The sequence below is a fragment of the Phaeovulum sp. genome, assembly GCF_041596715.1.
Classification (GTDB): Bacteria; Pseudomonadota; Alphaproteobacteria; order Rhodobacterales; family Rhodobacteraceae; genus UBA6213.
Map to the genome: position 1 here is coordinate 1 of NZ_JBFHIA010000088.1, position 11,319 is coordinate 11,319.

Annotated in this window: 12 protein-coding genes; 8 read left to right on the plus strand and 4 right to left on the minus strand. The window is 63.9% G+C overall.

Annotated elements, in window-relative coordinates:
• Both ABY403_RS07845 and ABY403_RS07850 read right to left on the minus strand, forming a co-directional pair.
• A partial coding sequence (locus ABY403_RS07845; protein ID WP_372840214.1) for a heparinase II/III family protein occupies window positions 1-1,346 on the minus strand: 1,346 nt, incomplete at its 3' end.
• A gap of 126 nt (window positions 1,347-1,472) precedes the next feature.
• On the minus strand, window positions 1,473-2,744 hold the full coding sequence (locus ABY403_RS07850) for an RsmB/NOP family class I SAM-dependent RNA methyltransferase (RefSeq protein WP_372840215.1): 1,272 nt from the start codon (window positions 2,742-2,744) through the stop codon (window positions 1,473-1,475).
• Between the two features lie 73 nt (window positions 2,745-2,817).
• Between ABY403_RS07850 and ABY403_RS07855 the strand changes: the two genes are divergently transcribed.
• Complete coding sequence (locus ABY403_RS07855; protein ID WP_372840216.1) at window positions 2,818-2,997, plus strand: DUF1674 domain-containing protein; 180 nt, start codon at window positions 2,818-2,820, stop codon at window positions 2,995-2,997.
• Window positions 2,998-3,049: 52 nt separating this feature from the next.
• On the opposite strand, the gene dapB is transcribed toward ABY403_RS07855, so the two are convergent.
• The gene (gene dapB, locus ABY403_RS07860) at window positions 3,050-3,874 is read right to left on the minus strand and encodes a 4-hydroxy-tetrahydrodipicolinate reductase (protein WP_372840217.1); all 825 of its coding nucleotides are present in this window, start codon (window positions 3,872-3,874) and stop codon (window positions 3,050-3,052) included.
• A 94-nt stretch (window positions 3,875-3,968) separates the two neighbouring features.
• On the opposite strand from dapB, the gene rbfA reads away from it, so the two are divergent.
• From rbfA to pnp, 6 genes are all read left to right on the plus strand, one after another.
• On the plus strand, window positions 3,969-4,403 hold the full coding sequence (rbfA, locus tag ABY403_RS07865) for a 30S ribosome-binding factor RbfA (RefSeq protein WP_372840218.1): 435 nt from the start codon (window positions 3,969-3,971) through the stop codon (window positions 4,401-4,403).
• 52 nt (window positions 4,404-4,455) lie between these two features.
• On the plus strand, window positions 4,456-5,355 hold the full coding sequence (gene truB, locus ABY403_RS07870) for a tRNA pseudouridine(55) synthase TruB (protein WP_372840219.1): 900 nt from the start codon (window positions 4,456-4,458) through the stop codon (window positions 5,353-5,355).
• 56 nt (window positions 5,356-5,411) lie between these two features.
• Window positions 5,412-5,945 carry a DUF1643 domain-containing protein gene (locus ABY403_RS07875; RefSeq protein WP_372840220.1) on the plus strand — a complete coding sequence of 178 codons (534 nt, stop codon included), beginning with the start codon at window positions 5,412-5,414 and terminating at the stop codon, window positions 5,943-5,945.
• 100 nt (window positions 5,946-6,045) lie between these two features.
• Window positions 6,046-7,068 carry a calcium-binding protein gene (locus tag ABY403_RS07880; protein WP_372840221.1) on the plus strand — a complete coding sequence of 341 codons (1,023 nt, stop codon included), beginning with the start codon at window positions 6,046-6,048 and terminating at the stop codon, window positions 7,066-7,068.
• Window positions 7,069-7,214: 146 nt separating this feature from the next.
• Window positions 7,215-7,484 carry a 30S ribosomal protein S15 gene (gene rpsO, locus ABY403_RS07885; RefSeq protein ID WP_372840222.1) on the plus strand — a complete coding sequence of 90 codons (270 nt, stop codon included), beginning with the start codon at window positions 7,215-7,217 and terminating at the stop codon, window positions 7,482-7,484.
• A 300-nt stretch (window positions 7,485-7,784) separates the two neighbouring features.
• Entirely contained in the window at window positions 7,785-9,929 is a 2,145-nt protein-coding gene (gene pnp / locus ABY403_RS07890; RefSeq protein ID WP_372840223.1) for a polyribonucleotide nucleotidyltransferase, read from the plus strand.
• A 65-nt stretch (window positions 9,930-9,994) separates the two neighbouring features.
• Here the strand turns inward: pnp and ABY403_RS07895 are convergent, their stop codons facing one another.
• Window positions 9,995-11,023, minus strand: coding sequence for an SDR family oxidoreductase (locus tag ABY403_RS07895; RefSeq protein ID WP_372840225.1), 1,029 nt, complete (start codon window positions 11,021-11,023; stop codon window positions 9,995-9,997).
• 74 nt (window positions 11,024-11,097) lie between these two features.
• Here ABY403_RS07895 and ABY403_RS07900 point away from each other — a divergent pair.
• The coding region (locus ABY403_RS07900) for a TetR/AcrR family transcriptional regulator (RefSeq protein ID WP_372840226.1) at window positions 11,098-11,319 on the plus strand (222 nt) is incomplete at its 3' end.

Consider the following 11,319-nt stretch of genomic DNA (forward strand, 5'->3'; position numbering starts at 1 on the left):
CGCACATGGGTCAGACCATGCGTTGGCACATAGCCATCGTGGCCAAAGATCAGACGTGTGCTTGCATCGCCCAGTTCCGATTTCTGCCAGACTTCGTGCGGCACATCCGCCAGCATTTCGGCACCGCCCCCGATCAGCCCCGCAGGTGCCAAACGAGACGAGGAATAGCCCCGGATGCACAGTGTCGAGTGGCTAGGCGTCGCCCGCCCTGCGCGCCGCCATTCTGGCCCGAACGCCGCGCCAGAGCCGCAGTTGACGATCAGCGGGCGCCGGCCCGAGGTCAGTTCCAGCGCCAATGTCGAGGCATGTGCATTGACCGATGCGCGCCCGCTTGGCGGAGGTGCCGCATCGACAATCACCGTCGTCCGCCCGCCGTGCATCCGCACAAAACCCATCGCGGGGCCTTCGGCGGCATGTGCGCGCACACCAGAGGCGGCCAGCGCCTGATCGAGGCGGCCTTCAAGGCCACGCCCGCCACCGTGAAACCGCGCCAGCCCCCCGTCGGCGTGGCGCAGGGCGCGCAGCGTTGGCGCAATGCGCGCAATCGCCGCCAGATGCGCCGGGTGCGGGGTGCGCCCAGCCTCGCCCAGTGCTGCGGTGGCCCATGTAAGAAGCGTGAAAACCTCAAGCAATTCTTCGGGGTTGCGGGTGGGAATACCGCCATGCGCGTCAATCTGAAATTCGCATTCACGCGCCAGCGCCGCAGCGGCGCGCGGCACATGCCGTTCCATCCCGGTCAGCGCAAGCCCTGCGTAGATCAGCCCGGTCAGCGCCTCGAAGCGGGCGACACCGGGGCTGGTCGCGCGCCACCGCCGCGCCAGAAACAGCGTCTGCTGCGACAGCGAGCGGAAAAACCTGTCTGCCGCCACGCGGTCGCGCCCGTTGAGCAGCAAGATCGCATGGTTGATCCAGCGAATCAGCCGCCGCCCGGTCAGATCCGGCGTCCAGCCCGGTCCGCGGCCCTGCCCGTAGCGGTCGATCCAGCCAAACACCCAATCTTGCGCGCGCTCGCGCGCAGCGCCGTCACCCAGCGCCGCCAGATCGTCAAGCCATGTGCAGCCGTGCAGCGCCTCTTCAAAGCTGCGGTCGGGCATCGGCAGGTTCCAGATCGACAGGCCGGGGCCTTCGATCAGAAACCCGGCAAACAGGTAATTGCCCGCCAGCAACTGCCGCCCGCGCGCCTGGCTGCCGATGGTGCGTGGTTCCGGTTGGCTGACAAAGCCGGTCGCAGGGCGGGCGCGTGCTGCGCGCAGCGCCTGCAAGCGGTTCGAAACGCGATAGTTGACGCGGGCGAGCCAGCCCGGCGTCGCCCCGAAATCACTCTGCCGCCGTTTATTGCCTGCCATTCTGCCGGTCGCCAATTCCCGCGCCTGTGTGCTTGTTCCGTCGCACAGCCGCACCATAGCCAGCAGCCAAGCCACTGTCACCGCTCAATTCGGGTCGCAATAGGTTGCAAATGGTTTGACGCGTGCTCAGCGTCGTAGACATGCAATGAAAAAACCGTCGATGCCGCCGGTCTCGGGCCAGTAGTCCGGGCGCAGCCGCAGCCCACCCTCGGGACCGATCCATTCGGGTTGGACCCCTTGCAGCGCCAGCGCGGCCGTATCGACGCTTAGCCCCGGATGCCGCGAAATGGCCGCGGTCACTTGATCTTCGCCCTCTTCGCGCAGCAGCGAGCACGAGGCATAGACCAGCCGCCCACCCGGCGCGAGAAATCCGAGCGCACGGTCGATCAGTTCCGCCTGCAACGCCACAAGCGTGCGCAGGCTTGCCGGGTCGCGCGCGAAAGGCAGGTCGGGGTGGCGGCGGATCGTGCCGGTGGCCGAGCAAGGCGCATCAAGCAGCACCGCGTCGAATGGCGTTTCAGGTGCCCAGACAAGCGCGTCGGCGACAACCTGCGTTGCCTCGACACCGCAGCGCGCAAGGTTCTCGGCAAGCCGCGCCATGCGCGGCCCTGAGATATCAAGCGCGGTGACCGCAGCCCCGGCTGCCGCAAGTTGCAGCGTCTTGCCCCCGGGTGCGGCGCATAGGTCAAGCACACGCTCCCCCGGGCGTGGCGCAAGAACCCGTGCGGGCAATGCTGCCGCCGCGTCCTGCACCCACCAGTCGCCCGCCGCATAGCCGGGCAATTGCGAGACTTGCCCGGGGTGCCCCGATAGCCGCACCGACCCGGTGGCCGTAACCGCACCACCAAGTGCTTGCGCCAAGCCCGCCGCATCGCCCGACTTCGGGGTCAGATCAAGCGGCGCGCCACGCCGGTGCGCCTGCTCAATCGCCAGCACCGCGCGCCTGCCCCATGCGTTCATCAGCCGCCCGCGCAGCCAATCGGGCAAGGCCGGAGGCGGAAGCGCCGCCCAAACCTCGGGCGATGTCGCGGCAACCTTGCGCGCCACGGCGTTGACCAACCCGGCGAAACTTTCGGCCCGACCGCGCGCCAGCGTCACCGCCGCGTCAACCACGCCATGCGCGGGGGCGCCTTCTTCCAACATCTCAACCGCGGCCAAGCGCAGAATCGCCAATATCTCGGGCGGGGGCGCGCGGCGCAGGTGCGGGCGCAGCACCGCGTCGGCACTGCCAAGGTGGCGCAGGGTCAAAAGCGCCAGACGTTGTGCGCGTGCCCGGTCTGGCGGTGCCAGCGACGCGAGCGCGCCCGTGGCCAGAAGATCAGAGAGCGCAGCCCTACCCTCGGTAACGTCGAGAATCAGCGCGGCGGCGGCTTGGCGCACCGGATCTACCCTGCTCATGCCCGGCTCCCTTGCCTGTTGCACCCGATGCCGCCGCCTATATCATGGCGCCCATCGGCACAAGGAGACCACGTTGAGCGAGAAACACCCCGATCTGCCCCCCGCCGCGCGTCGCGCGCTTGCCGAAGCCGAGGCACGGCGCAAGGCCGCGGCAAAGAAAGCGGCCCCGCCGACCGAGCTTGGCGGCCGTGATGGCCCGGAACCCGTGCGCTATGGCGACTGGGAGAAAAAGGGCATCGCCATAGACTTTTAGGCGGTGCGAAAAGCACGGGGGTGACGCGCCCCGGAACCCCGCTTGGGGTAGTTTATAGCGTAGATGTGCGCAGACCGAGCACGTCGATCATGTCGTATTCGCCGGGTTTCTGGCCTTGCCCCCAAATTGCGGCCCGCAACGCGCCGCGCGCAAAAACCGCGCGGTCCGTGGCAACATGGCGCAGCACGATCCGCTCGCCCGCACCGGCAAAGATCACGTCATGTTCGCCCACATAGTCGCCGCCGCGCAGGCTGGCAAAGCCGATGGCACCGGGGCGGCGGGCACCGGTGATACCATCGCGCCCCGCCTCGCGGTTGGCATCGAGCGATATGCCGCGCCCATCGGCCGCCGCCTGACCCAGCATCAGCGCCGTGCCGGACGGGGCATCCACCTTCATGCGGTGATGCGCTTCGAGGATTTCCACATCCCAGTCGGCATCAAGCGCTTCGGCAACCTTGCGCGTCAGTTGCACCAGAAGGTTGACACCAAGGCTCATGTTGCCCGCCCGCACGATCACCGCGTGCCGCGCTGCGGCCTTGATACGTGCAAGATGCTCGGGCTCCAGCCCAGTGGTGCCGATCACGTGCACGGCACGGGCCTGTGCCGCCAGCGCCGCAAACTCGACTGTTGCAGCCGGCGCGGTGAAGTCGATCACTGCCTGCGCACGCGCGAAAGCCTCTAGCGGGTCGTCGCTGACGATCAGGCCGCTTGGCGTGCCGCCCAGTGCCGTGCCGTGATCTTGGCCGACCCAAGCGTGGCCGGTGCGTTCAAGCGCGCCGACCAACCGCGCCTTGCCCGACGCCATAATGGTCGCCGCAAGCATTCGGCCCATTCGACCCGATGCCCCGGTAATCACGATGCCCGGCAATTCGCTCATTCACGCCCCCGCCCTTTGAACTTTCCTTACCTCTTGCGGCGCGGCTTGGCAAAGCCCCGTTGCGGCAAGCCCGCAGCTGCCCTACATGGGGCGCATGGCAACCAACCGTTTCCCCAAGGGCCAAGGCCCCTCGCAACGTCAGCTTCGCGTCGGCGAAGCGATTCGGCGCAATCTTTCGGAAGTGCTCGCACGCGGCGAAGCACATGACGACACTCTGGCACGCATTTCGGTGACGGTGGGCGAAGTGCGCCTGTCGCCAGATCTGCATATAGCCACCGTCTATGTCTCGCCGCTTGGCGGCGAGGGCGGCGAAGAAATGCTCAAGGCACTGCGGCGGCGGACGGGCGAGTTGCGGCATCTCGTTTCGCGCGGGATGACCCTGCGGGTTACGCCCGAGTTGCGCTTTCAGCTCGACATGACCTTCGATCGACTAGACGATGTGCGGCGCATGTTTGCCGACGAGAAGGTGCAGCGCGATATCGCCAAACCAGACGAGCCCCAGGCAGACAGCGAAACCGGCAACGATTGACGCGCTGCGGGCGGCGCGCTAGCAGGCGGGCTTCACCAACAAGGGGTAAGGCATGGCACGCAAGAAGGGCCGCGATGTTTCGGGCTGGCTGATCGTGGACAAGCCTGCGGGCATCACCTCGACCGCGGTCGTAGGCAAGGTGCGATGGGCGCTTGACGCCAAAAAGGCAGGCCACGCAGGCACGCTAGACCCTGCCGCAACCGGTGTGCTGGCCGTGGCATTGGGCGAAGCCACCAAGACCGTACCCTACATCACCGATGCGCTGAAATGCTACCGCTTCACCATGCGCTTCGGTGTTGCCACCAGCACGGATGATGCCGAAGGCGCAGAAATCGCCAGCTCGGCCGCCCGGCCATCGGATGCCGAAATCGCCGCGGCGCTACCTGCCTTTCGCGGTGAAATCCAGCAGGTCCCGCCGCAATATTCGGCAGTCAAGGTTGATGGCGAACGCGCCTATGATCTGGCCCGGGCAGGCGAGACGATGGAACTTGCCTCGCGGCCACTTTGGGTTGAAAGCCTCGAGGTGATCGCGCGCCCCGATGCCGATACGCTGGAACTGGAAATGGTCTGCGGTAAAGGCGGCTATGTGCGCGCCATCGCGCGCGACCTAGGCGAAGCGCTCGGCTGCTTTGGCCATGTGCTTACGCTGCGCCGCGTTTGGTCGGGGCCGTTCGATGCCGCTGATGGGCTGAGCATGGAAGAGATCGAGCGCCTTGCACGTACGCCCGAACTGGAAGCGCGCCTGTTGCCGCTGGAACTTGGGCTGACCGACTTGCCAGAGCTGAAAGCCACGGCAGAAGGCGCGGTGCGGTTGCGCAACGGCAACCCCGGCGCAGTGGTCACCGCCGCCGAATACGGCGAACCCGCTTGGGCAAGCTTTCAAGGCAAGGCGATAGCGGCAGGTATTTACCGTTCGGGTGAATTGCACCCGAACCGCGTTTTCAACCTCTGACCTGTGCGGCGGGCAGTGGCACTTGCGCAGGCAAGAACCCTGCGCGACAAGAGGCAATGATCACCCGACACCACCTCAAGGGCGATGCGGCAAGCAGCGCGGTCTTTTCTGACTGCGAGCGGTATCGGTATCTGCTGACGCGTGTGTGGCAGGCGCAGGCACCCCGCGCGCTTTTCATCCTATTGAACCCCTCGACCGCGACCGAAACGCAGAATGACCCCACGGTTGAGCGTTGCGAGCGGCGGGCGCGGGCCTTGGGCTTTGGCGGCTTTCGTGTGACCAACATCTTCGCCTTTCGTGCCACGGACCCGCGCGAAATGCGCGCCGTGCCCGACCCCGTGGGCCCAGACAACGACGCAGCAATTGCCGATAGCCTTGATTGGGCGGCGCGCCCCGACGACCGGATCGTTTGCGCCTGGGGCACGCATGGCGCGCATCTGGGCCGCGGATCGGCGGTCGAGGCCGCGCTGCGCGCCAAAACACAGGCGCTTTACCATCTGGGGCTTACGCAATCTGGCGCGCCGCGCCATCCGCTTTACATCGGATATGATCGCCAGCCGGCGCTCTGGCTGCCCGCCGAACAGAGTTAACGCACTCGTTTCGTTAAACTATTAATTACATTCCGCTTTGGAACAGCCCCTGCCTGGGCGAAGATGCACTCTCGCGAACGCCATTGGGGGGGCAGTCGCTATGATGCTGATGACAGGTGTTCTGGGGCTGCTGCTGATCGGCTTTTCCGCCGATGTCTTTTCTTTTTTTGGCACTACCGAAGAAACCGAAGACGAGCAGGACGAGTTGCTTCCCGCCGAAGTTTCCGAAGGCGATAGCGAACTGGACCCCAAACTCTATGCACCCGAGGTCGCAGCGGCACCCGTAGAGGGTGAAGACGCGGGCGACGACATTCTTTGGGGCGGCGAAGCTGGCGACAGCATCGACGGGCTTGGCGGCGATGACCAGTTGAACGGATACGGCGGAAACGACACGCTTTCTGGCGGTGCCGGCAGCGACGACATGCATGGCGGCACCGGCGATGACCAGCTTTCCGGCGGCGCTGGCAATGACGCGCTTTCCGGAAATGACGGGCAAGATACGCTGGCAGGTGAGGCGGGCGACGACACGCTTTCAGGCGGCATGGGGGACGACATCCTGTGGGGCGGCGAGGGGGCCGATCTGATGTTGGGCGGCAGCGGCAACGATATGCTGGCCGGGGGCGCGGGCGACGATAGCCTGCAAGGCTGCGACGGCGACGATATCCTGTCCGGCGGCCTTGGGTCTGATGAGCTTTTTGGCGACGCGGGCAACGATACCTTGATTGGCCGCGTGGCCGACCCTGAAACCGGGCGCGGCGACATCGACACCGGGCAAGACCTGTTGAATGGTGGGCGCGGCGATGATGTGCTGGTGCTGGGTAGCAACGATTTCGGCAATGGCGGCGAAGGCGCAGACCTTTTTGCAGCGGGCGACTGGATCGACCCGGCGCACCCCGCCACTATTCTGTTTGAGCCGGAACAAGATCAGATCGTGCTGGTCTATGACCCCGGCGCGCATCCCGACCCACAGATTAGTTTGGAACCCTCGACCTCGGCCCCCGATTCGATCTGGATCAAGCTTGACGGCGTGGCCTTGGTCGAGGTGTTGCATGGTGCCGGGTTGAACGTGGCGGACATTGCCTTGCAATCTGCGCTCGACCTGCCAGCAGTCACCGCGCGATAGGCCGCGCCCTGCGACATGCCGCGATTGCTGCTTTTCTTTCGCGCACTTTTCCCCTATACGCGCGCATCCGCCTTGATTGGCGGAGCAAGGGCCCTGCTGGACGACATCCCGGCTTGCGCCGTCAACACAAAACCAAGGAGTAACCGATGTCGATTACCGCTGAAGTAAAAGCACGCCTTATCAAAGAATTCGCCACCAAAGAAGGCGATACCGGCTCGCCCGAAGTGCAGGTTGCCATTCTTACCTCGCGCATCGCGACGCTGACCGAGCACTTCAAAGACCACAAGAAAGACAACCATTCGCGCCGTGGTCTGCTGATGATGGTGGCACAGCGCCGCCGCCTGCTCGACTACCTCAAGGGCAAGGATGCCGCGCGCTATGCCACGCTGATCGACCGTCTGGCGCTGCGCCGCTAAGCCGGTTTATCGCCAAAACGTATCAAACGCCCGCGCCGCAAGGTGCGGGCGTTTTACTTTGGCGCAGTGCTGCACGCCTCGTCACACCGGCAGATGCCCCGTGCAACAGAGAACACTCGGGCAGGACCACGGTCGAACTCGGTGCTTTCAATTTGAGCCAGAATCCTGTAGACGCGCGCAATCTGCGACGTGAGGCCATGCCCCCGGCCACATGCAAAGGATAGGGGGCGGCGGCAATGGGGCCGCTATTTTGGATGGGAGACCCGGAACGCCGGGAGTGCTCCCTAGAGGAAACGATATATGTTCAACGTTACACGTAAATCTATCCAGTGGGGCAATGAGACGCTCACACTGGAAACCGGCAAGGTCGCGCGTCAGGCCGATGGCACAGTCATCGCGACACTGGGCGAGACCTCGGTCATGGCAAACGTGACCTTTGCCAAGGAAGCAAAGCCGGGGCAGGATTTCTTTCCGCTGACCGTGCACTATCAAGAACGCTATTACGCCGCTGGCAAAGTGCCCGGTGGCTTCTTCAAACGCGAAGCGCGCCCTTCCGAAAAGGAAACGCTGACCTCGCGTCTGATCGACCGGCCGATCCGGCCCCTGTTCGTCAACGGCTTCAAGAACGAAGTGCTGGTGATCGTTACCGTGCTCAGCCACGATCTTGTCAACGAACCCGACGTTCTGGGCATGATCGCCGCCTCGGCCGCGCTGACCATTTCGGGCGCGCCTTTCATGGGCCCGATCGCTGCTGCTCGCGTTGGCTTTGTCAACGGTGCCTATGTGCTGAACCCCGATTGCGAAGCGATGCACAAGCTGCGCGAAAACCCCGAGCAGCGGCTCGATCTGGTTGTTGCGGGCACCCGCGACGCCGTGATGATGGTCGAATCCGAAGCCTATGAGCTTTCCGAAGCCGAGATGCTTGGTGCCGTGAAGTTCGCGCATGAATCGATCAAGCCGGTAGTCGATCTGATCATCGACTTCGCCGAAGAAGCCGCCAAAGACCCCTTCGACTTTGCTGCGCCGGACTATTCGGCGCTATATGCCAAGGTCAAGGCGGCGGGCGAGGCGCAGATGCGCGCCGCCTTCGCGCTTCGCGTAAAGCAAGACCGCGTCAACGCCATCGAAGCCGCCCGTGCGGCCGTAAAGGCGACGCTGAGCGCAGAAGACCTTGCCGACGAAAACCTCGGCTCGGCATTCAAGAAGCTCGAGTCCTCGATCCTGCGTGGCGACATCATCAACGGCGCACCGCGCATTGATGGCCGCGATACCCGCACCGTGCGCCCGATCGTCTCGGAAACCGGCATTCTGCCGCGCACCCACGGTTCGGCGCTGTTCACGCGCGGCGAAACGCAGGCTTTGGCGGTTACTACGCTTGGCACCGGCGACGACGAGCAGTTCATCGACGCCCTGACCGGCACCTCGAAGATGAACTTCCTGCTGCACTACAACTTCCCGCCCTACTCGGTCGGCGAAGTTGGCCGCTTTGGCCCGCCCGGCCGCCGCGAAATCGGCCACGGCAAGCTTGCGTGGCGCGCGTTGCAGGCAGTTCTGCCGCCCGCGACCGACTTTCCCTACACGATCCGCATCGTCTCGGAGATCACCGAGTCGAACGGCTCCAGCTCGATGGCGACCGTGTGTGGTTCGTCCTTGTCGATGATGGACGCGGGCGTGCCGTTGAAAGCGCCGGTGGCCGGCGTGGCGATGGGTCTGATACTTGAAGACGATGGCCGGTTTGCCATTCTGACCGACATCCTTGGCGACGAGGATCACCTCGGCGACATGGACTTCAAGGTGGCAGGCACGGCGCAAGGCATCACCTCGTTGCAGATGGACATCAAGGTCGCGGGCATTACCCCCGAGATCATGGAGCAAGCCCTGGCGCAGGCCAAGGAAGGCCGGATGCACATTCTGGGCGAAATGGCCAAGTCACTGACGCAGGCGCAAGCCTTCAGCCAGTATGCACCGAAAATCGAAACCATGACCGTGCCGGTAGACAAGATCCGTGAAGTGATCGGGTCGGGCGGCAAGGTGATCCGCGAGATCGTCGAAGTCTCGGGTGCCAAGGTCGATATCAACGACGACGGCGTGATCAAGATCGCGTCCTCGAACGCGGAGTCGATCAAGAAGGCACACGACATGATCTGGTCGATCGTGGCGGAACCCGAAGAAGGCAAGATCTACACCGGCAAGGTGGTGAAACTGGTCGATTTCGGCGCTTTCGTGAACTTCTTTGGCAAGCGTGACGGGCTGGTGCATGTCAGCCAGATCGCGGCGAAGCGGTTGAACCACCCCAACGAGTTCCTGAAAGAAGGCCAAGAGGTGAAGGTCAAACTTCTCGGCTTTGACGAGCGCGGCAAGGTCCGGCTTGGCATGAAGATGGTCGATCAGGAAACGGGTGCGGAAATCCTGCCCGAGGCGCAGAAAGACGGCGCCGAGGCCTGAGGCCAATTCAAAACGACAAAAGGCCCCGGAGCGATCCGGGGCCTTTTTGCATTCTGCACATCAGCTCAGACAGATTTCGCGATATGCCCCCACCTCGCCAGATCAGCCAGCGTGTCACGCAGGCTCGTGGCGGCGTCGCGGTAATGGATGCCCAGCTCGTTCTGCGACTTCGACGCATCAAAGCGCAACGTGCGCCCTAGGTTGGTGCGCAGATAACTGCCGGTGCCAACCGGTTGAGTATAGCTGAACGCCTTCATCACGGCGGTGCCTATGGCGCCGGTCATGGAAAGCCGCGGCAACTTCGCGCCAAAGCCCTCGGCCCGCATCAGGGCCACCGCTTCGGCCATGCTCATCGCGTCGCCCACGCAAAGGTAGCGCCCGGCCGCTTTCGGCCGTTCCATAGCCGCGATATGGGCATCTGCGACATCGCGAACATCGACAACGCCCCAGTTCAGCGACAGCACTGCCGGAAACACACCCTTGATGATATTGATAAATATTTCCGGCGAGGTGTTGACGGCAGAGGTATGCGACGGCCCGATCACCAGAAACGGGTTGATCACCACCAGATCATATCCCGGCCGTTCGCGCGCCACGAACTTCCATGCCGCACACTCGGCAAGTGCTTTGGAATAGTAGTAGGGGTTGCGAGTCAGCGACGATTTATTGTTCCAATCGGCTTCGGTCAGCACCCGCCCATCCGGCTCGTCCGTCACCGCCGCCATTGAAGACGTCAGCACCACGCGGCGCACCCGCGGCTGCGCGGCCGCCGCGCGCAACATCGACAGCGTGCCCTGTACCGCCGGATCGACCAGATCGCGCTGCGCATCAGCAACGTTGGGTCGATATGGCGAGGCCATGTGCATGATGGTATCGACATCGGTATAGGCCGAAAACGGGTCTGCGTCCGTCAGGTCTGCCGCAACAAGTTGCAGCCGCTCTGCGCCCGGCATGGTGCGAAAATGCGCCAGCTTGGCCTCATCCGCAGGATTGCGCACGGTGCCGACCACCTCGTGTCCGGCTGCCAGAAGCCGTTCGATCGTATGCCCGGCAATAAACCCCGTAGCACCGCTTACCAGAACCTTGTTTCCCATCAGCAACCACTCTAGCAATTAACGTTATGAACGTTTATATAAGGTTTCGTAAAGTTTTCTTCAAGGACCGGTCCATGTCTAGCGCTAACAGTTCCTTATCACCGCTAAAAGCCGCGCGGCGCGAAAAAATCATCGACGCGGCAGAGCGGATGTTCCTGTTGCACGGATTTCGCGGCACCACGGTGGAAGGCATCGCTGAAGCGGCGGGCATTTCAAAGGTCACGCTCTATACCTATTTCCACGACAAGGACGCCGCCTTCGAGGCAGTTGCGACCCGTTTTTTCGAAACCTTGCGC

Excerpts from the sequence above, each read along its gene's own strand:
- ABY403_RS07850 (WP_372840215.1), bottom strand. The coding sequence starts at position 2,744 with ATGAGCAGGGTAGATCCGGTGCGCCAAGCCGCCGCCGCGCTGATTCTC.
- dapB (WP_372840217.1), bottom strand. The coding sequence starts at position 3,874 with ATGAGCGAATTGCCGGGCATCGTGATTACCGGGGCATCGGGTCGAATG.
- rbfA (WP_372840218.1), top strand. The coding sequence starts at position 3,969 with ATGGCAACCAACCGTTTCCCCAAGGGCCAAGGCCCCTCGCAACGTCAG.
- truB (WP_372840219.1), top strand. The coding sequence starts at position 4,456 with ATGGCACGCAAGAAGGGCCGCGATGTTTCGGGCTGGCTGATCGTGGAC.
- ABY403_RS07875 (WP_372840220.1), top strand. The coding sequence starts at position 5,412 with ATGATCACCCGACACCACCTCAAGGGCGATGCGGCAAGCAGCGCGGTC.
- ABY403_RS07880 (WP_372840221.1), top strand. The coding sequence starts at position 6,046 with ATGATGCTGATGACAGGTGTTCTGGGGCTGCTGCTGATCGGCTTTTCC.
- rpsO (WP_372840222.1), top strand. The coding sequence starts at position 7,215 with ATGTCGATTACCGCTGAAGTAAAAGCACGCCTTATCAAAGAATTCGCC.
- pnp (WP_372840223.1), top strand. The coding sequence starts at position 7,785 with ATGTTCAACGTTACACGTAAATCTATCCAGTGGGGCAATGAGACGCTC.
- ABY403_RS07895 (WP_372840225.1), bottom strand. The coding sequence starts at position 11,023 with ATGGGAAACAAGGTTCTGGTAAGCGGTGCTACGGGGTTTATTGCCGGG.